Origin of the sequence: Paenibacillus sp. FSL R7-0128 (assembly GCF_038002245.1) — a bacterium.
In the GTDB taxonomy this organism is placed as follows: Bacteria; Bacillota; Bacilli; order Paenibacillales; family Paenibacillaceae; genus Paenibacillus_AQ; species Paenibacillus_AQ silagei.
This window is the reverse complement of record NZ_JBBOCD010000001.1, coordinates 4,441,832-4,462,248: the sequence shown is the minus strand read 5'-3', so window position 1 is coordinate 4,462,248 and position 20,417 is coordinate 4,441,832. Positions and strand designations below refer to the sequence as shown.

Sequence of the window (20,417 nt, the reverse complement as noted above, 5' to 3'; positions counted from 1 at the left end):
TATGTTATTTGCTTCCGGAACGCTCGGAGACAGTAGTAATGCCCTGCTGAATTTATTGAAGGTTGTTTTTTTTCTGGCAGTCATTGTTATTCTTATCGTGCTGCTGATCCGTTTTCTGGGACGCCGCAATCAGACTCTGATGAGCGGCCGTTCCATCCGTACGCTGGGTGCGCTGGGGCTGGGTCCGAATAAGTCGATTCAGGTCATTGAGCTGGGCGGCAGCCTCTATCTGATCGGAGTGGGCGAGGACATCACTATGATGGATAAGATCACCGATCCGGCAGAGGTGGCGCTGATTATATCCGCTTTTGAAGACCAGGCCCCAGGAACGGATAACTTTATTGCACCGCTTATCGCCAAAATCAAGTCCAAGCTGCGCGGTGAGGTGCCGTCCCAGGAAATTGAGATTCATGAGACTTCGTCTTTCTATGAGACGCTGCAATCCAAGCTAGCCCTGGCGCCAGAGCGCAAAGAGAAGCTGGAGGAACTGCGCAGGGATGAGGATCTCAGGAAAGAGTCGGAGGATTTATGAAAAAAAAGCTGATTCTTTCTTTTATGCTGCTTGGTATTTTCAGTGTGCTGCTCCTGCATCCGGTTCATGCCGACCCGATTCCTAATATCAATATCTCGGTGGGGGACAACGATGCCTCAAGCGGAGGGACAAGCTCCATCTCCATCCTGCTGCTGGTAACGGTGCTTAGCATTGCTCCTTCATTCCTGGTGCTGATGACCAGCTTCACGCGGATCGTGATCGTACTTGGGTTCGTAAGAACCTCACTGGGTACACAGCAGATGCCTCCGAATCAGGTGCTTGTAGGACTGGCTCTATTCTTAACCCTGTTCATTATGTCGCCGACGCTGGCAACCGTGAACGAGACGGCCTTACAGCCCTATATGAAGGGGACTCTGACCCAGAGTGAAGCACTGAACAAAGCGCAGGAGCCGATTAAGGAATTTATGTTCAAGCAGACGAACACGAAGGACCTGCTGCTGTTCATGAACTATACCGGCAATAACGCTACAGTAAAGCCAGCCAGCTATAATGATATTCCTTTAACAGTAATGGTACCTGCTTTTGCAATCGGCGAGATGAAGAAGGCGTTTACCATGGGCTTTATGATTTTTATTCCTTTTCTTATTATTGATATTGTGGTGTCCAGCACCCTGATGGCCATGGGGATGATGATGCTGCCGCCGGTAATGATATCTTTGCCTTTCAAAATTATGCTCTTTGTGCTGGTGGACGGCTGGTACCTAGTAGTCAAATCACTGCTGCTGAGTTTTAACACCTGACTTATAAGAGGAGGCACATGGGATGAATGCGGAGTTTATTATCGGTCTGGCCGGCCAAGCCGTATATTTAGTGCTGGAGACCAGCGCCCCCATGCTGATTCTTGGTCTGGTGGTAGGACTGATCGTCAGTATTTTTCAAGCCACAACCCAGATTCAGGAGCAGACCCTGGCGTTTGTTCCCAAAATCGTTGCCGTACTGCTTGCTTTACTGCTGTTCGGTCCGTGGATTATAACGAAGCTGGTGGATTTCACCAGCCAAATTCTGGGCAGTCTCTATATGTATATCGGTTGAGACTATGAATATAGAGACCCTTCTGCAAAGTTTTCCTGTCTTTCTGTTGATTTTTTGTCGAATTACCGCCTTTTTTGTTGTCGTTCCTGTCTTTTCGTCGCAAAGCGTGCCGACAACGTTCAAAATTGGTTTGTCTTTTTTTGTGTCCATGGTCATCTTCAGCTCAGGCAGTATGAATATTACCGTTCCGCAGGATCTGGGGTTTATCCTCCTGATTATCAGGGAGGCATTAATCGGGCTGTTGCTTGGGTTTATCGCCTACCTGATGTTTATGACGATTCAGACTGCGGGCTCTTTTATCGATATTCAGATCGGGTTCGGAATTGCGAACGTCATTGACCCGATGACCGGGGCCTCGGCGCCGATTATCGGTAACTTCAAGTATATGATTGCACTGCTGCTGTTCCTGAGCATGAATGGCCACCACTACCTGCTGGATGCTATCGTATACAGCTATAAATGGGTGCCGATAGATAATGATCTGTTCCTCAAAATGATCGGCGGAAGCTTGTCTGAGTTTCTGATCCGCACCTTTGCACAATCCTTTATGCTGGCCTTCCAAATGTCGGCTCCGCTGGTCGCTGCTCTGTTCCTGACGGATGTAGGCCTGGCCTTCCTGGCCAGAACGGCTCCGCAATATAATGTGTTTGTCATCGGTGTTCCGCTCAAAATCATTATCGGTCTGGCGCTGCTTCTTATACTGATGCCGGGGCTGGCTGCGCTGTTCCAGAATCTCTTCGAGATTATGTTCGAGTCCATGCACAATCTGCTTGGCCTCATTGGGAAGAGTCCTTAGGCTACAGTAAGGAGAGATTGTCTTGGCAAAACAGGCAAGATACAAACTGAACCTTCAGCTGTTCGGGGGAGATAAGACAGAGAAGGCCACTCCGAAGAAACGGCAGGATGCCCGCAAGAAGGGGCAGGTTGCTAAAAGTGCTGAAATGTCAGGTGCAGTGGTCCTCTTCTCGGCGCTGCTGTCACTGAGCGTCTTCGGCGGCTTCATGAAAGAACGGTTTATCAAGCTGTATACAGATGTGTTCCAGAACCGGATGATGCTTGAGGTAACACCAGAGAATATCTCGGCGCTGTTCAACCAGTACGGGCTGCAGATCCTCATCCTGCTCGCTCCGCTGCTGGGCATCACCTTCCTGCTGGCGCTTGTGTCCAACTTCGCACAGGTAGGCTTTATGGCTTCAGGCGAAGGAATTACGCCTAAGTTCAGCAAGATCAACCCCATCAAAGGCTTCAAAAATATTTTTTCAATGCGTTCCGTAGTAGAGTTCCTCAAATCTGTCTTCAAGCTCATCCTGATTGCCTATCTGGTCTACAGTACGCTTTGGGGACAGAAGGAGAGCTTTGCACGCCTCTCGCATGTCGATGCGGAAGGGACATACAGCTTCGTTGCGAAGCTGACCATGAGCCTGGGCATCAAGATTGCAGCGGCTCTTTTTATAATGGCTGTACTGGACTATATCTATCAGAAATACGAGCATGAGAAGAGTCTCAAAATGTCCAAGCAGGACATTAAGGATGAGTACAAAAAGATGGAGGGCGACCCCATCATCAAAGGCAAGATCAGGGAACGTCAGCGCAGAATGGCGATGCAGCGGATGATGCAGGAGGTCCCCAAGGCCGATGTTATCATCACGAACCCGACCCACTTTGCAGTCGCCCTGAAGTATGACGGTTCCACAATGGAGGCTCCTCAGATTATAGCCAAGGGTCAGGATTATGTGGCACTCCGCATCAGGGAACTGGCCAAGGAGCATGGTGTTGTAACGATGGAGAATAAGCCGCTGGCACGGGCATTGTTCCAGAGGGCGGAGATCGGTGATGTAGTGCCGGCCGATCTGTTCCAGGCAGTTGCCGAAGTGCTGGCCTATGTATACAAGCTTAAAGGCAAGAGGAGATAAGCCGGGGGAGGTTAAGGACATTGAAAGCTAAAGATCTAACAGTTCTACTGGGCATTATCGGTATCGTGCTGATGATGATTCTGCCCATCCCTGTCTGGCTTTTGGATGTACTGTTAATTGTCAATATCTCGATAGCCCTGACCATTATATTGGTCGCTATGAATACCAGAGATCCGCTGCAGTTCTCAATATTTCCTTCACTGCTCCTGATCACAACGCTGTTCCGCTTAGCGCTGAACCTGTCAACAACTAAGCTGATTCTGGCTGATGGCCATGCCGGGGAGGTCGTAGCGACCTTCGGAAGCTGGATTGCCAGGGGACAGATCGCGATCGGGTTCATTGTCTTCCTGATCCTGGTGGTGGTTCAGTTCATTGTTATCACCAAGGGTTCTGAGCGCGTGGCCGAGGTAGGCGCCCGCTTCACACTGGATGCGATGCCCGGTAAGCAGATGAGTATTGATGCGGATCTGAATGCGGGGATGATCAATGAGCAGCAGGCACGGGAACGCCGCCGTAATGTCGAACGCGAGGCGGATTTCTTCGGAGCCATGGATGGTGCGAGTAAGTTCGTCAAAGGTGACGCCATTGCCAGTATCATCATCCTCATTATCAACCTGATCGGCGGCTTCATTATCGGTATGACCGTTCACGGTATGTCGTTCCAGACAGCACTCTCAACCTACTCTGTACTGACCATCGGTGACGGTCTGGTCAGCCAGATTCCGGCCCTGCTGATCTCCACGGCTTCCGGTCTGATCGTTACCCGGGCGGCTTCGGAAGGCAATCTGGCCGAGGATCTGACCGGACAATTGCTGTCATATCCGAAGCTTCTATACATAGTGGCTGCGACAATTGCGTTTCTGGGTTTCTTCACCCCGATTACGATTATGTCCACGCTTCCTTTGGCAGGGCTGATGGCTTACGCGGCTTACAGTATGGGGCAGAAGGCCAGCAGGCAGCAGATTGCCGATGAACAACTGGTCGAGGAGAAGCAGATCGAAGAGGTGCGAAGTCCCGAAAGTGTCATCAATCTGCTTACGGTGGACCCGATCGAATTCGAATTTGGTTATGGTCTGATTCCTTTGGCGGATACCGGACAGGGCGGCGATCTGCTCGACCGCATCATCATGATTCGACGGCAATGTGCGCTGGAGATGGGTCTTGTCGTGCCGGTTATTCGCATACGCGACAATATTCAACTAAAACCGAATGAATATGTCATCAAAATTAAAGGAAATAACGTTGGCGGCGGTGAATTATTACTTAATCACTATCTCGCCATGAGCCCCGGTTATGATGATGAGTCGATTAGCGGGATTGAGACTATTGAACCATCCTTTGGGCTGCCTGCCCTATGGATTGATGAGTCGGTGAAGGAGCGGGCTGAATTATCCGGTTATACCGTGGTTGACCCGCCTTCCGTTGTAGCGACACATCTGACCGAGCTGATCAAACGGTATGGACACGAATTGCTGGGCCGTCAGGAGACGAAGCAACTGGTCGACAACCTCAGGGAGAATTACCCTGTGCTGGTGGACGAGCTGATCCCTTCCATTCTTGCTGTCGGGGATATTCAGAAGGTGCTGGGCAAGCTGCTGCGGGAGAAAATATCCATCCGCGATCTGGTCACCATCTTCGAGACGCTTGCCGATTACGGCACGTATACCAAGGACCCTGACATTCTGACTGAATATGTGCGGCAATCCCTCTCCAGACAGATTACCCAGCAGTTCTCTCAGACGGGGGAGACCCTGCGTGTCATTACTGTAGGCCCCGGACTTGAGAAGAAAATTTCCGAGAGCGTGCAGCAGACGGAGCAGGGCAGCTACTTGGCGCTTGATCCGGTATCTACCCAAACCGTCTATCAGCGGCTTACGGAGCAGATCAACCGTCTCCTGCAATCCGGCCAGCAGCCGATTGTACTAACCTCTCCAACGATTCGCATGTATCTGCGCCAGGTGATTGAGCGAACCATGCAGGATATCCCGGTGCTCTCCTACAGCGAGCTGGAGCCAAACATTGAAATACAAAGCGTCGGGGTGGTGAACTTATGAGAGTGAAGCGTTATGTGGTCGATACGATGCCTGACGCCATGCATTCGATCCGCAGCGAGCTTGGAAGCGATGCCGTTATTTTAAGCACCAAAGAAATAAAAGTTGGCGGATTCATGGGCATGTTCTCTAAAAAGAAGATTGAGGTTGTGGCTGCTGTGGAGAACGGTGCAAAGGCAGCCGCGCAGGAGAAGATTCCTGCACCGCCAATGAATGTACCACGAAATGCAGTGCCCGAGGCCTATCAAAAGGCTGCCTCAGCCGCTGCTCCTCCTCTCCCGCCGCCTGTGACGGTAAGAGATGCGGCAGCAGCCAAGTCGTTTGCCGAGATTGCCGCAGCGCTGGCTGATCCGCTGGAGCAGGGTGGGGGTGTCGCTGTGATGCCGCCTTTAGTCAAGACGGAGCCGCCGGATATCCGCACTGAGGATATTGCAGCAGGCCAGCCGGCTGTACCGCAGCCGGAGGAGAGCCGGAAGAAACTTGCTGCCATCTATGAATCGCTTGCTGCAGAACAGCCTGAACCTGATACTGCCGCTGCAACTGAGAGTGATGTCCTGCGGGAGATCCGGGATATGAAGCAATGGATGGAACGTATCGCACGTTATTCCTCAGGGGCAGCTGAGCTGCCTGATGCGCTGGAATCCTTACGCAGCCGCCTGATTGACCAGGAGACTGACGCTGTGCTCGTAGAGGAATGGATCGGACATGTTCTGGAGCGTTACCGTCAGGAAGGAAGCAGCTGGGGGCCGGAACAATTCGAGGCTGTGCTTAGAGAGCAGATTGATGAATTTCTGTCAGGACGCATTGCCGGCGGTATTGCCCCGGATACCCGGATTGTATATATTGCCGGGCCGACTGGGGTCGGCAAGACGACAACGATTGCCAAGCTGGCAGCGGAGCAGCTGTTCAAGCAAGGCCGTAAGGTTGGGCTGATTACCTCGGATACTTACCGGATATCTGCCGTTGAACAGCTCAGAACCTACGCTTCCATTCTCAACATGCCGCTGGAGGTTGTCCAGTCGCCGGGAGACCTGCAGCGGGCGATGTTCCGGCTGGAGAGCTGTGATCTGGTGCTAATGGATACCGCCGGACGGAATTACCGCAATGAAATGCTGGTGGCTGAACTGCAGAGCCTGCTGGCCAAGGAGCTTAAGAGCGAGACCCTGCTGGTGCTGAGCCTCACCTCGAAGAGCCGTGATATGAAAAAAATCGCGGAGCACTTCGGCAGATACCAGCTGGATAAGGTTGTATTCACGAAGCTGGATGAAACGGGGAGCTACGGCCCGCTGTTCAATGTCCTGAATGATTATCCGCTGAAGCTCTCTTATATTACCAACGGACAGAATGTTCCTGATGATCTTCTTATGGCCACAGGGGAGCAGATTGGCGGCATGCTGCTGGGAACAGGGGGCGGGTGATGGACCAGGCGCAGGCATTAAGACGGCTGGTCTCCAGCCAGGATACAAGGCAGGCTCCCGGAAGCGGTGCCTCCGCCCGGATCATCACGGTATGCAGCGGGAAGGGGGGAGTCGGAAAGTCGAATTTCACCCTTAACTTCGCGCTTGCACTGAAGGCCATGGGACGCAGAGTGCTTCTGTTCGATGCCGATATCGGCATGGCCAATATTGATGTCCTTATGGGTGTCTCCTCCAGATACAATCTATATCACCTGCTCAAGCGGGAAGCGGATATCGGACAGATCATTCAGCTCGGACCGGAGGCGCTGCCCTTCATTGCAGGGGGCTCCGGGATGGACGAGCTGTTTACGCTCTCGGAGGCGGATCTGAATTACTTTACCACACAGATTGCAAGCATTGCCGATACCATGGATTTCATCCTGTTCGACACAGGGGCGGGGCTGTCCAAGGAAACGATGAAATTCATCACTTCTGCCGATGACTGCCTGGTGGTGACCACGCCTGAGCCTACCGCAATTACAGATGCATATGCACTGATGAAGGTTGTTCATAATTCGCATCCTGAGGTTTCGTTCAGGCTGATTGTCAATCAGGCAGGGGATGAACGGGAGGCACGGGCCACCAGTGACAAAATCCGGATGGCGGCCAGCCGGTTCCTGCAGCTTGAGCTTCCCTTTCTCGGTTACATCAGCAGTGATCCGCATGTAGTACAGGCCGTTAAGAAACAAATTCCATTCTCAGTGGCTTTTCCGAACAGTATTGCAGCCAGGGATGTGCAGAGGCTTGCGCAGAGCTATCTGGCTGTGGATTCAGTAGAAACCGCTAAAGTTCAAGGCATCAAGGGATTCATCAGCAAGTGGTTGAAACGAAACAGATAATTGTTCTGAATTTGAGGGACAGAGGTGGAAAAGCTATGAGGCCATATAAAGTTCTGGTTGTTGATGATTCTGCATTCATGCGCAAGATTATTTCCGATTTAATAGAGAATGATGCCGACTTTCAAGTCACAGCGACAGCTGCCAACGGACGCGAGGCGATTGAGAAGGTTAACGAGCTTCGTCCGGATCTCGTAACCATGGATGTGGAGATGCCTGAGATGAATGGCCTGGAGGCGCTCAAAAGTATCATGGCCCAGCGTCCGCTCCCGGTGATTATGCTGTCCGGCATCAATGAAGAGGGTATGAAGGAGACGATTCTGGCCTTGGAGTGGGGGGCTTTCGATTTCATCCGAAAGCCGTCCATTTCAAACTCCCAGGATATCATCGCTGTCGGAGAGTCCCTCCGGGAGCAAATGAAGGAAGCGATGCTGGCGCGCGAGCGCCGTGAAGCCCGCGCTTCCGCCGTCAAATCGCCTGAGCCTCCTCCTCCCGCTGCTGAACCGCCTGCTCCGCGGGCTGTTGTGGAACCGGTAAGAAGGAAGCTGGAGCCGTCCAAGAAAGAAGCGGATAAAGCGCCGCTTCAGGGCACGGAGAAGCCAAGGGTCAGGGCGCCGCTTGAACCGCCCGCTGACAAACGGAAGCCGGAGACCGACACTGAGCCGGCGGCTGCGAAGCGGGTAGCCAAGCCTGCGCCGGCAGTGCCTAAACCGGCTCCCGACAGGTTGAAAGGCCGCTCCCAGGAGGCGCAGGGCGCCGGAAGGGCTGTACAACGTGCGGCTGCTGAAATTGCTGCAAGCTCGTTCGTTGAACCTCCCGCAGCAACAGGAGGCCAGGCAAGCGGAAGCCGGAGCGTGCGTAAGCTGGTTGCTGTAGGCTGCTCAACCGGAGGTCCGAGAGCGCTGAAGGCATTCCTGGAGAACATCCCCGGTGACTTCCCGGCACCGATTGTCATTGTCCAGCATATGCCGCCTAACTTCACCAAATCGCTGGCCCAGCGTCTGAATACCTTCAGCGCGCTGGAGGTCGCGGAAGCGGAGCACGGTATGATTCTCCGGCAGGGTGCGGCGTATATTGCCCCCGGGGGTTATCACCTGACAGTGGTTCCTGTGCCTGGCGGCCAATACATGATAGAGCTTACTAAGGAAGAGGTCCGTAATGGACATCGTCCTTCTGTAGATACACTGTTTGAATCGGTATTGCAGCTTACCTCGCTGGAACGTCATGCCGTCATTATGACGGGGATGGGCAGCGACGGGGCCCGTATGATGAAAGCACTCTATGATTCGGGGGTGACATCAACCTTTGCAGAGAGTGAAGAAACCTGTGTGGTATACGGAATGCCGAGGTCTGCAGTAGAGTTGAAGTGTGTAAGACACATCCTGCCTTTGCAAGAAATTGCTCCAAGGCTGGTACAAGCCGTTAAATAATGGAATAGCGAACTCGAAGGGGAGGTACCCGCTCATGGACATGAACCAATACTTATCCATGTTTATTGATGAGTCAAATGATCATCTGCAGTCTTTGAACGAGAGCATGATGGGGCTGGAAGCGAATCCGGAGGATCTGAGTATTGTTCAGGTGATTTTCCGCTCTGCCCATACCTTGAAAGGTATGGCGGCTACAATGGGGTTTGAAGATTTGGCTTCGCTTACGCACCAAATGGAGAATGTGCTCGATCTGGTGCGCAATAACAAACTGCGGATGCAGGACTTCATTTTTGATACCCTGTTCAAAAGTATTGACGCTCTGGAATCCATGGTGGAGGATATCACCGGCGGGGGAGCGGGCAAGGCTGATGTAACAGAGATTGTCTCTTCCCTGCAGGCCATCGTACGCGGAGAGGTTCCTTCTGCCGGCAATGCTTCTGCTGAAGTCACTGCTGCTGCGTCCGGCAATGCCAGCGCGGCCCAGGTGTTCCTGGATGAGTTCCAGTACTCAGTGCTGGAGCAATCCCTTCAGGAAGGCCATCAGGTGTTGTATGTGGATGTGGCGATCCGCAAGGACTGTCAGCTCAAGGCTGTACGTGCCTACATGGTCTTCGACCTTCTGGAGCGTTCAGGAGAAGTCGTGAAATCCTTCCCTTCGGTTCAGGACATAGAGCAGGAGAAATTCGATTACGGATTCTCCCTCTACTACATAACCCAAAAGGATGCCAGCGAGATTCAGAAGATGATTCTGAATCTGTCAGAGATCGAAGCGGTTACCGCTGTGGCGCTTGATCAGGAGTCACTTCGCCAAATGGGGCAAGACACTGCAGCAGCTACAGCCGAAGCGCCCGCTCCGGCTCCGGTGCAGGAAGCTGCTCCCGTTGCTGCCGGTAATGCTTCCCCTGCGGCTTCTCTGCATCCCAAGGAAGAGAACGGCAAAGCAGCCCCGGCCCGGGCAGGAGGGTCGCCGTCGCCTTCCCGGACCATCCGTGTGGATATTGAGCGGCTGGATGTGCTGATGAATCTGTTCAGCGAGCTGCTGATTGACCGTGTCCGGCTGGAGCAGCTGGCCTCCGAGGTCCAGAACGGGGATCTTACCGAAACGGTTGAGCATATGGGCCGGGTGAGCGGAGATTTGCAGAATATCGTCATGAAGCTCCGCATGGTTCCGGTAGACACCGTATTTAACCGGTTCCCGCGGATGATTCGCGATCTGGCGAAATCGCTGGACAAGAAGGTGGATTTAATCATCACTGGAGCAGATACAGAGCTTGACCGTACCGTGATTGATGAGATTGGCGATCCGCTGGTCCATCTGCTGCGCAATGCGGTTGACCACGGGATTGAATCTATTGCAGACCGGATTGCGGCTGGAAAGCCGGAGACCGGGACCGTCCAGCTCCGGGCCTTCCATAGCGGCAATCATGTGTTCATCGAGATTGAAGAGGATGGCAAGGGCATCTATCCGAAGAATGTCTTAGCCTCTGCTGTCAAAAAGGGTGTGATTACCCAAGAGCAGGCGGGCACGATGACAGATGACGAAGCGTACCAGCTGCTCTTCGCGCCTGGATTCAGTACAGCTGAGGTCATCTCTGACGTATCGGGCCGGGGCGTGGGTCTCGATGTGGTCAAATCCAAAATCTCTTCCCTGGGCGGTAACGTTACCATCTACTCTACACCAGGCAAGGGCACGAATTTCTCCGTTCAGCTTCCGCTGACCCTGTCGATCATTGCAGCGATGCTGGTTCGGCTTGGCTCAGAGAAATATGCCATTCCGCTCTCTTCCATCGTGGAGACTGGAATTGTGAAGCAATCCCAGATCCGCACCATTCACGGCAACCGGATGCTGGAGTTCCGGGGCAGCCATATTCCGCTGGTCTCCCTGAGCAAGATCTTCTCCATTCCGGACTATGATGAAAGCACGGAAGAGGAGACGGAGATCGTGGTTGTCCGCAAGGGAGAACGGCTGGTTGCCTTGGCTGTGCAGGATTTCATTGGCCAGAACGAAATTGTAATCAAGAACCTAGGCAAGTATCTCCCAGAGGTGCAGGGAATTTCCGGAGCCACGATTCTTGGAGACGGACAGGTAGCGCTTATTATCGATCCGAATGCTTTTATCAAATAATCAGGTTAGAACAGGGAGGGTCATTCCATGGCTGAAGATATCAAAGTAATTGTATTCAAGCTTGGCACTGAAGAATACGGCATTGAAGTAGAGAAGGTCCAGACGATTGAACGTATGATGCCGATTACCCGCGTACCGAAGACCTATTCCTTTATCAAAGGTGTGATCAATCTGCGCGGTGTCGTGATTCCGGTTATCGATCTGCGCGGACGGTTCGGCATCGAGGAAGCGGAGCACACCGACCAGACCCGGATCATCATCGTCAATGTGAATGAGATGGAAGTGGGCTTCATTGTTGATTCAGCCAACGATGTCATTGATCTGAACCGTGACATTATTGATGTACCGCCGGATGTCGTGGGCGGAATCAAGGCGAAGTATCTGGACGGGGTGGCCAAAATTGGTGATGACCGCCTGCTGATTATGCTTAACCTGTCTGAAGTGCTGAACAAGAGTGAAATCGTGCAGCTGGAAAGCCTGGAGGGCTAGCCTATGGAGCTATTCAAGAACTTCAAAGACTTCAAAATGGATGTGCTTAAGGAAGTCGGAAATATCGGGGCCGGCAATGCTGCCACCGCCTTATCTCAATTGCTTAATAAGCCGATTGATATGGCGGTTCCGAAGGTACAGCTGCTTAGCTTCGAGGAGATCACTGATAAGGTGGGCGGAGCGGAGGAACTGGTATATGCGGTATTCCTGCGTGTGGAAGGTGAAGCCCCGGGCAACCTGTTCTTCATTCTTACCCCGGAGGCGGCAAGCAACCTGCTCAGCCGGATTGCCGGTATTGAAGTCTCCGGCGGCGATGAGCTGAGTGAGATGGAGTTATCCGCACTAAGCGAGATCGGCAATATTCTGGCCGGCTCTTATCTCTCTTCCCTGGCGGACTTCACCTCCCTGACCATGTATCCGACAGTGCCGGCGCTTGCAATGGATATGGCCGGAGCCATTCTTGGCTACGGGCTGCTGCAGTTCGGTCAGATGGGCGATGATGCGCTGCTGATCGATACGACTTTTTTAGAAGGCCAAAATGAAATTGAAGGACAATTCTTCCTTATTCCCGATCCGGAATCGTTCCCCAAAATATTCAAGGCTTTAGGAGTACCGTTCGACAATGATTGAAGAGCAGAGCATCATTAAAGTAGGTATGGCGGATCTGAACGTAGGCAGCCAGGACAGCCTTATTCGTACGACCGGTCTTGGCTCCTGCGTAGGTCTGACTCTGTTTGATCCCGGTAAAAAGCTGGCGGGGATGGCTCATGTCATGCTGCCCTCTTCAGAGATTGCCAGGGAGGGACAGCTGAATATCGCCAAGTTCGCAGATACTGCTGTGCCTGAGCTATTGGCCCGCCTTCTGGGGCTGGGGGCGGTTAGAAGCCGGATTGTGGCCAAGATGGCCGGAGGCTCGCAGATGTTTGCTTTTGCCGGAGGGAGTGACACCATGAGGATCGGGCCTCGGAATGTGGAATCCTGCAAGCTTGCTCTTGAGAGCCTTCATATTCCGCTTATCGCGGAGGACACGGGCGGCAATTATGGGCGCACGATAGAAATCTCCTGCAATACCGGAGTGATTTTTATCCGCAGCGTTCAAAAAGGCCCGAAGGAAATTTAGCCATGAGCAGGAAACTATTGCTGAATATTGTGGCCGGACTGATCGGATTTGTACTAACCTTCCTTGCGAACAACGGACAGAACCTGCTGGGTACCAGCCTGATCCGGGGCATGTACGGATTTATTATCTGGTTTGTGCTTGCTTTCTTCCTGAGATGGGTATTGGGTTTTATTATCGGAAAAGAAGCCTCAGACCCGGAAGCCGGTTTGTTCGATAACGGAGAGTCTCTTGGCGGGAAGCTTGATATTAGTACACCTGAAGAGGATCAGGAGCTCAAAGACTTGTTAACCCCAAAACGGGAGGCGGTCAGTGAAGAGCCCGGGGGGTTCACGCCTTTGCAGCCTCCGAAGCTAGTCTCTATGAAAGATCCTGAAGAATTGGCCAAGGCCGTTCGTCACCTGAAAGAAGAATAAGCGAGTACTGCGGCGAAAGTCCGTCATCTTGCGCCGCATGTTTGCCCGCTGACTAAACTTTGGGAAGGGTGAAAGCCGTTGAACGAGCGTAAAGCAGCTCAGTCGGAAACAGACCTGCTTTGGGAGCAGTGGAAAGAGCACGGCGATCCTGAAGCTAAAAAAAAGCTGATTGAGAGTTATCTCCATATTGTTGATTACGTGTCCAGCCGTCTGGCAGTAGGGCTGCCCAAAAACGTCTCCAAGGACGATTTGGCCAGCAACGGTGTCATGGGACTCATTGATGCGATCGAAAAATTCGACTACAAGCGGGGGCTTCAATTCCAGACCTATGCTTCGTGGCGGGTTCGGGGAGCAATCCTTGATTCTCTGCGGCAAAGTGACTGGGTTCCCAGATCCGTACGCGAAAAAGCGAAAAAAATCGAGGATGCCTACCAGCAGCTGGAGCAGAAGTATTTGAGATCGGTAAGTGACGATGAAATGAGCAAGTATCTGAATATTTCGGAAACGGAGTTTCAGACGATGCTGCAGGATGTCGCAGTAATGTCGCTCTGTTCATTGGAAGATCCTATACGTGAAGAAGAATCAGAGACACGAATGTCCATATTGGTAGATGACAAGGCCAAGAATCCGGACCGTAAAGTGAATGAGTTCTACCTGCGGGATACGCTAACCAAAGGCATCGAGAAACTAACAGTGAAAGAACGGACCGTCGTGTCCCTTTTATATTATGAGGATTTATCTTTAAGCGAGATTGCGGAAGTGATGTCACTGTCTCCTTCGCGAATCTCCCAGCTTCATTCCAAAGCTATTTTGCGGCTAAGAGGAACACTTGAGAAGAACCGGGACCTTCTGATGCAAAATGATTAACCGGGTGACGGTGACAAGGGGGAGCAGAAATTGATCGGTCAATATGTATTGAGCCAATACCTGAGCATTACTTTTTCGGAGGATAAGGGGATTGCTTACCTTCAGTTCACCAAGAAGGATGAGAATTTCACCTGTTCGGTCGAGGACCTTGAGAGCTTCCTGTCCAGTCACAATATTCGTTTCGGTATCCAGCATGATATTGTGCAGCGGATTAGCAGCAACCCGGAAGAATACTTCTGGAACCGGGTGCCGATCGCGATTGGACAGCCTGCTGTCAACGGTAAGGATGGTCGTATTGTGCTGACCGTTGATATGGAGGAGGACCGCAAGCCTCTGGAGAAAGAGGATGGCAAGGTGGATTACAAAGAGTTGGTCCGGCTGCATAACGTAAGGAAGGGCCAGCTTATTGCCAAGGTTATTCCGGCAGAGAACGGTGTGAGCGGCAAAATGGTAACCGGGGAGGAGCTTCCGTTCCGGGCAGGGAAGGAGGCTCATTTCAAGGTAGGCAAGAATGTGGTGGTGGATCAGGAAGAGACCTCCATGTATTCGGCGATTGACGGATTGGTCACGCTGACAGACAAGGGCAAGATCAATGTATTTCCGGTGTATGAAATCAATGGGGATGTGGATTACAGCACGGGCAATATTGATTTCGTGGGCACGGTGGTCATCCGCGGCAATGTGCTTACCGGCTTCACCGTCAAATCCGCAGGAGATATCCGGGTGGTCGGCGGGGTAGAGGGGGCCGAGCTGATATCGGGCGGGTCCATCGAGATTACGGGTGGCATCATCGGATATAATAAAGGGCTCGTTCATGCCGGTAAAAATGTTAAGGTCTCGTTCATCCAGGATGGCAATGTTGTGGCCGGGGAGGATGTTATAGTCTCACAAAGCATCATGCATTCCAGCATCCGGGCAGGCCGCGATGTGTTGTGCAACGGCGCCAAAGGCTTAATTGTTGGCGGTATTGTGCAGGCGGGTGAACACGTGATTGCCCGCACCATCGGCAATACCATGTCTACAGCTACAGCGATTGAAGTGGGCGTTGTTCCCGAGCTGAGAAATGAGATCAACGAACTGCGCCAGGAGCTCCGTCAGCTTCTTGAGAATGAGGACAAGACCAATAAGGCGCTGTATCTGCTTAATCAGCTGGCGAACAATGGCCAGCTATCGCCCGATAAGGTGGCGCTTCGCGTCAAGCTTAATGCAACCAAGCAATCCCATATGCGTGATGAAAAGAGAATTAAAGAGCGTGTGCTGGAGATCGAGCGCATGCTGGAGGACACCGGCAGAGCTAAGGTTGATGTCGTCAAGACGATCTATGGAGGCTCTAAGATCGTAATCGGCAGATATACCAGGTTCGTCAAGGACCCGACGGAGCGGGTATCCTTCATCTACAGTGAAGGGGATATATCCATAATACCGTATGTATAATCAGGCAGGCAGCTGAGGCGGCCTGCTATTCCTTGATTCTGTAACCAATGAGTGGAAAAGAGGGATCTTATGAGTCTGAAACCGGTGGAACTGCAAATTGCTTTGCCCCGTACCCATGATGCGGGCAAAGTTCAGAACAACCTTCAGCAGCGTCCTGCACTCGACCAGCAGCAATTGGCAGGCCAGAATGTCAAGCAGACCCAGGAGATTGCGCAGCGCAGCAGCGAGGTGGACGAGTCCGCAGAATCCGCGCTGCGGGATGGCGGCAAGGGGAGCGGCTCTGGCAGTCAGTCTCATCCGCGCAAGCCGGATAAGCAGGAGAACACCCATGATGCCGAACACCCTTATAAAGGGCACCGTATAGATTTCAGTCTCTGATTGGGACAGAATAACCGCAAATGCAGTTAAGGCATCCTATGAATTAAACGCAGAAGGAGATTACACACTTGGAACCATGGGTATACATCGTGCTGGTAGGCGCAGTTGCTATTGTTTATGCCCTGCGGCTGCCGGCCAGGACGGGTAAGGAAGACTCGGAGAAGAAGAGCCTGAAGGAGACGGAGGCGGCTCTGGAGCTCTACATGGCCGATATCGAGCATGAGAACTCCGAGCTGCTGAAGCTGGTGGGCAGTATTAAGACACAGTCACAGAGCAATAAGGCGGCCCTGCAGGAAGAGATCGGTGGACTGCGGGAGCAGGTGGGCGAGCTGCAGAAGAGCCTGCTGCTGATGGATGCGCGGCTGACCGCAGAAGAGAAGGGACTGCTTCAGCTGGCAGCCACCTTCTCGCGGGAAGCTTCGTCCGGCCACGCGGAGAAGCCCCAGGGCAGGGAACAGGCTGCCGAGGCAGTACCTTCTGTTAAGCCAAGACCCGTCAGCTCCATTAAGCTGCGGTATCCCCGGCTGTTCGAGCTGCATGAGCAAGGGAAATCAATCGATTCTATCGCCAAGACCGCCGGTCTGCAGCGGGGTGAGGTGCAACTGATCCTGCAGCTTGCCCAGCAGGAGGAATCCGTATGATGAAGAACCGGTTCTTTATGCTGGGACTAGGGGTCGGGCTGATAGCCGGCGCGCTGCTGCTGCAGCTGATGATAGCCGGACGGACGGCGCCTCTGACCAAAGAAGAGCTGATCCGGCAAGCGGCTAGCCTGAACCTGACTGTGGTAGATCCGGCAGAAGCTGCTGCAACAGCAACGCCGTCCCCGGAGGAAGCGGCCAAGGCCCAGGCTTCCGGGGCGCCAGCAGCAACACCGGCATCTACGCCTGCTGTACCGCCCAAGCCGGCTGCAGTGCCAAGCGCCGCAACGACTCCGGGCAAGCCTTCAGCTCCTGCACAGCCGCAGAGCACCGCAGCACCTGTTACCAAGGCTCCGGCTACGCCTGAAGCGCCTGTGGCTGCGGTTGACGGGGTAATCTCTCTTAAGATTCCCACTGGAATTACTCTCGCCCAGACGGCAGATTTACTTGCGGAAGCCGGGGTTATTGAGGATAAGAATAAGTTCCTCCAGACGGCAAACAGCCGTAAGGTGAATACTATCATTCAATACGGCAGCTACAGCTTCACCAAGGGAGAGAGCATCAACTCCATTATTGACAAGCTGATTACCGTAAAAAAGTAATCGTTGCATAGGCTGTTTTATTATGATATATTAATTGACGGTGTTAAAACACACGCCGGTTGATTTCGACAAGGGGTGCTTTCTTCTGAAGAAAGTCTTGCTGAAAGATGACGCGCGGCGGAGGAGACACACAATAAACCAAACTTAGGAGGTGTGTGAAGATGGCAGTAATCTCCATGAAGCAGCTTCTCGAAGCTGGGGTACACTTCGGTCACCAGACTCGTCGTTGGAACCCAAAGATGGATCGTTATATCTTCACTGAAAGAAACGGAATTTACATTATTGACTTGCAAAAGACAGTCAAAAAGGTAGAGGAAGCTTACAACTTTGTAAAGAGCGTCGCTGGCGACAACGGCACAATCCTATTCGTAGGAACAAAGAAGCAGGCACAGGATTCCGTAAAAGAAGAAGCTGAACGTTCGGGTATGTTCTTCATTAACCAGCGTTGGCTCGGTGGTACCCTGACTAACTTCCAGACTATTCAGAAGCGTATTGACCGCCTGAAGAAATTGGAAGCTTGGGAAGAAGACGGTACCTTTGCAGTATTGCCTAAGAAAGAAGTTATCCTTCTCCGCAAAGAGAAAGATCGTCTTGAGAAATTCCTGGGCGGTATCAAGAACATGAAAGGTCTTCCAAGCGCGCTGTTCATCATTGACCCGCGTAAAGAGCGCATTGCTGTAGCAGAAGCTCGCAAATTGGGTATTCCTATCGTAGCTATCGTTGATACTAACTGCGATCCGGATGAAATTGACTACGTAATTCCAGGCAATGACGACGCTATCCGCGCCGTGAAGCTCTTGACTGGTAAGATGGCTGATGCCGTTGTTGAAGCTCATCAGGGCGAAGACACAACTACAGCTTAAGTAGTAACCGGAACATAAAACATAAACTTAAATGAAAAAGGGTGGTTGGCAGGTGGATAACCTCTCACTGCCCTTTTTTTAAAATGCATGCGAGTATCACTTTATGCCTGCGTATGACAACGACTATGATCCTGGAGGGAATAACAATGGCAGTAGATGCAAAAGCAGTGAAGGAACTTCGTGAAAGAACCGGGGCAGGAATGCTCGATTGTAAGAAAGCTTTGGAAGAAGCAAACAACGATATCACCAAAGCAGCAGAATTGCTTCGTGAAAAAGGTCTGTCCGCAGCAGCCAACAAAGCAGGACGTATTGCTACTGAAGGAACTGTAGAATCCTATATCCACGCTGGCGGCCGTATTGGCGTTCTGGTAGAAATTAACTGCGAAACTGACTTTGTAGGCAAAACCGATTCCTTCAGAGAATTCGCACGTGACATCGCTATGCAAATCGCAGCAGCGAACCCGCTGTATGTCCGCCGTGAAGAAGTACCTTCTGCAGACGTAGAGAAGGAAAAAGAAATTCTTAAGGCACAAGCGCTGAACGAAGGCAAGCCTGAGAAGATCGTTGAAAAAATGGTGGAAGGCCGCATCAGCAAGTTCTATGAAGAATACTGCCTGATGGAGCAATCCTTCGTTAAAGACCCGGACAAGACAATCTCCCAGCTGCTGAATGAAAAAATCAGCACGATCGGCGAGAACATCACAATCCGCCGCTTTGTTCGTTTCGAACTGGGTGAAGGTCTTGAGAAGAAAGTCGACAACTTCGTAGAAGAAGTTATGGCACAAGTAAAACAATAATAACTGCATGACATTGAATAAGAACTGAATACAGGCAAGCATCAAAAGAGCGGAACACATACAAGTAGTGTTCCGTCTTTTGTAGAAAGTGAGGGTATATAATTGGAACAACCGGTATTTAAGAGAGTAGTCCTTAAGGTAAGCGGTGAATCGCTCGCCGGACAGAACGGCTATGGCATCGATGCCGATACGATCATCTCTATTGCAGAGCAGGTCAAAGAAGTCGTGGAGCTTGGAGTTCAGGTTGCGATTGTATGCGGCGGTGGCAACATCTGGCGCGGAATCGCCGGAAGTGCAAGCGGTATTGACCGGGCAACAGCCGATTATATGGGAATGCTGGCAACAGTGATGAACTCGCTGGCATTGCAGGACGCTCTGGAGCAGATCGATGTCCCTACCCGGGTTCAGACCTCTATTGCCATGCAGCAGATTGCTGAGCCTTATATCCGCCGCCGGGCAATCCGGCATCTGGAGAAGGGCCGCGTAGTAATTTTTGCCGCAGGGACAGGGAATCCGTTCTTCTCGACAGATACTACGGCAGCGCTTAGAGCAGCCGAGATTGAAGCCGAGGTTATCCTCATGGCCAAGAATAAGGTAGACGGCGTCTACTCAGCAGATCCGTTCAAGGACAGCACAGCCGTGAAATATGAGCAGCTTACTTACATGGATATTCTGAACAAAAACCTGGGGGTTATGGATTCTACCGCTTCCTCACTCTGCATGGATAATAATATACCGCTCATTGTGTTTGCTATTACAGAGCAAGGCAATATTAAACGCGTCGTTCTCGGCGAAAAGATCGGGACGATCGTTAAAGGGAGTGTAAATTAAATGCCACAATCGGTTAAGAAGAATGCCGAAGAGCGTATGGAAAAAGCGATTCTCTCGCTGAAACGCGACTTGGCAACACTGCGGGCAGGACGCGCTTCGACGTCGCTGCTGGATCGCATCCAGGTTGAATATTACGGTGCTCCAACTCCTATTAATCAGCTGGCCAACATCAGCACACCGGATTCCCGGACCCTGCTGATCCAGCCGTGGGACAAAACTTCAATGTCAGACATCGAAAAGGCGATTATGAAATCCGACATTGGGATTACTCCAGCCAATGACGGTACGATCATCCGCCTGTCTATTCCTCCGCTTACCGAAGAACGCCGCACTGAGCTGGTGAAATTCACCAAGAAGTTCGGTGAAGAAGCGAAGGTAGCGATCCGCAACATCCGCCGCGATGCCAATGATGACATCAAGAAGATGGAGAAGAACGGCATTTCAGAAGATGAATCACATGGACATCAGGAAGATATCCAGAAATCAACGGATAAGTTCATAGCTGAAGTCGACAAAGTGCTCTTGTCCAAAGAAAAAGAGATTATGGAAGTATAACGAAATTCATGAGACTTCAGGCCCCTCCGTTAA

23 protein-coding genes are annotated in these 20,417 nt (G+C 51.9%); all 23 read left to right on the top strand.

The window, feature by feature from the left end; all coding sequences use genetic code 11:
• The first annotated feature begins 1 nt into the window (after position 1).
• Positions 2-532, top strand: a complete 531-nt coding sequence (locus NST26_RS18520; protein ID WP_036724678.1) for a flagellar biosynthetic protein FliO — start codon at positions 2-4, stop codon at positions 530-532.
• A complete protein-coding gene (fliP, locus tag NST26_RS18515) occupies positions 529-1,293 on the top strand; it encodes a flagellar type III secretion system pore protein FliP (RefSeq protein ID WP_076078620.1) in 765 nt (254 codons plus the stop codon). Before NST26_RS18520 ends, fliP begins: the two co-directional genes overlap by 4 nt.
• A 22-nt stretch (positions 1,294-1,315) precedes the next feature.
• Complete coding sequence (fliQ, locus tag NST26_RS18510; protein WP_036692523.1) at positions 1,316-1,585, top strand: flagellar biosynthesis protein FliQ; 270 nt, start codon at positions 1,316-1,318, stop codon at positions 1,583-1,585.
• Positions 1,586-1,589: 4 nt separating this feature from the next.
• The gene (fliR, locus tag NST26_RS18505) at positions 1,590-2,381 is read left to right on the top strand and encodes a flagellar biosynthetic protein FliR (RefSeq protein ID WP_036724682.1); all 792 of its coding nucleotides are present in this window, start codon (positions 1,590-1,592) and stop codon (positions 2,379-2,381) included.
• A 22-nt stretch (positions 2,382-2,403) separates the two neighbouring features.
• A complete protein-coding gene (flhB, locus tag NST26_RS18500; protein WP_081751116.1) occupies positions 2,404-3,498 on the top strand; it encodes a flagellar biosynthesis protein FlhB in 1,095 nt (364 codons plus the stop codon).
• Between the two features lie 20 nt (positions 3,499-3,518).
• Positions 3,519-5,552, top strand: coding sequence for a flagellar biosynthesis protein FlhA (gene flhA / locus NST26_RS18495; RefSeq protein WP_036724686.1), 2,034 nt, complete (start codon positions 3,519-3,521; stop codon positions 5,550-5,552).
• Positions 5,549-6,967, top strand: coding sequence for a flagellar biosynthesis protein FlhF (gene flhF / locus NST26_RS18490; protein WP_339249046.1), 1,419 nt, complete (start codon positions 5,549-5,551; stop codon positions 6,965-6,967). The genes flhA and flhF overlap by 4 nt, the downstream gene beginning before the upstream one ends.
• Entirely contained in the window at positions 6,964-7,845 is an 882-nt protein-coding gene (locus NST26_RS18485; protein WP_036724690.1) for a MinD/ParA family protein, read from the top strand. The genes flhF and NST26_RS18485 overlap by 4 nt, the downstream gene beginning before the upstream one ends.
• A 35-nt stretch (positions 7,846-7,880) precedes the next feature.
• The gene (locus tag NST26_RS18480) at positions 7,881-9,272 is read left to right on the top strand and encodes a protein-glutamate methylesterase/protein-glutamine glutaminase (protein WP_340979558.1); all 1,392 of its coding nucleotides are present in this window, start codon (positions 7,881-7,883) and stop codon (positions 9,270-9,272) included.
• 34 nt (positions 9,273-9,306) lie between these two features.
• Positions 9,307-11,397, top strand: coding sequence for a chemotaxis protein CheA (locus NST26_RS18475; RefSeq protein ID WP_076078627.1), 2,091 nt, complete (start codon positions 9,307-9,309; stop codon positions 11,395-11,397).
• Between the two features lie 27 nt (positions 11,398-11,424).
• A complete protein-coding gene (locus NST26_RS18470; protein ID WP_036692546.1) occupies positions 11,425-11,886 on the top strand; it encodes a chemotaxis protein CheW in 462 nt (153 codons plus the stop codon).
• Positions 11,887-11,889: 3 nt separating this feature from the next.
• Entirely contained in the window at positions 11,890-12,516 is a 627-nt protein-coding gene (locus NST26_RS18465) for a chemotaxis protein CheC (RefSeq protein WP_036724698.1), read from the top strand.
• Entirely contained in the window at positions 12,509-13,006 is a 498-nt protein-coding gene (locus NST26_RS18460) for a chemotaxis protein CheD (RefSeq protein WP_036724701.1), read from the top strand. The genes NST26_RS18465 and NST26_RS18460 overlap by 8 nt, the downstream gene beginning before the upstream one ends.
• Positions 13,007-13,008: 2 nt before the next feature.
• Positions 13,009-13,419, top strand: a complete 411-nt coding sequence (locus NST26_RS18455; protein ID WP_209879044.1) for a hypothetical protein — start codon at positions 13,009-13,011, stop codon at positions 13,417-13,419.
• A gap of 78 nt (positions 13,420-13,497) precedes the next feature.
• Positions 13,498-14,286 (top strand): FliA/WhiG family RNA polymerase sigma factor, encoded by a 789-nt coding sequence (locus NST26_RS18450; protein ID WP_036724703.1) that lies wholly within the window; start codon positions 13,498-13,500, stop codon positions 14,284-14,286.
• A 30-nt stretch (positions 14,287-14,316) separates the two neighbouring features.
• The gene (locus NST26_RS18445; RefSeq protein WP_036724705.1) at positions 14,317-15,720 is read left to right on the top strand and encodes a DUF342 domain-containing protein; all 1,404 of its coding nucleotides are present in this window, start codon (positions 14,317-14,319) and stop codon (positions 15,718-15,720) included.
• 69 nt (positions 15,721-15,789) lie between these two features.
• Positions 15,790-16,098, top strand: a complete 309-nt coding sequence (locus tag NST26_RS18440) for a hypothetical protein (protein ID WP_036724706.1) — start codon at positions 15,790-15,792, stop codon at positions 16,096-16,098.
• Between the two features lie 68 nt (positions 16,099-16,166).
• Complete coding sequence (locus tag NST26_RS18435; RefSeq protein ID WP_340979557.1) at positions 16,167-16,739, top strand: hypothetical protein; 573 nt, start codon at positions 16,167-16,169, stop codon at positions 16,737-16,739.
• Entirely contained in the window at positions 16,736-17,338 is a 603-nt protein-coding gene (locus NST26_RS18430; RefSeq protein WP_036724709.1) for a hypothetical protein, read from the top strand. Before NST26_RS18435 ends, NST26_RS18430 begins: the two co-directional genes overlap by 4 nt.
• A gap of 161 nt (positions 17,339-17,499) precedes the next feature.
• Entirely contained in the window at positions 17,500-18,201 is a 702-nt protein-coding gene (gene rpsB / locus NST26_RS18425; protein ID WP_036692565.1) for a 30S ribosomal protein S2, read from the top strand.
• 146 nt (positions 18,202-18,347) lie between these two features.
• Positions 18,348-18,998: a translation elongation factor Ts gene (tsf, locus tag NST26_RS18420; protein WP_036724710.1), complete on the top strand. Its 651-nt coding sequence runs from the start codon at positions 18,348-18,350 to the stop codon at positions 18,996-18,998.
• Positions 18,999-19,100: 102 nt separating this feature from the next.
• Positions 19,101-19,829 (top strand): UMP kinase, encoded by a 729-nt coding sequence (gene pyrH, locus NST26_RS18415; protein WP_036692582.1) that lies wholly within the window; start codon positions 19,101-19,103, stop codon positions 19,827-19,829.
• Positions 19,830-20,384, top strand: a complete 555-nt coding sequence (frr, locus tag NST26_RS18410; RefSeq protein WP_036724711.1) for a ribosome recycling factor — start codon at positions 19,830-19,832, stop codon at positions 20,382-20,384. It begins immediately after the preceding gene.
• Positions 20,385-20,417 lie beyond the last annotated feature (33 nt).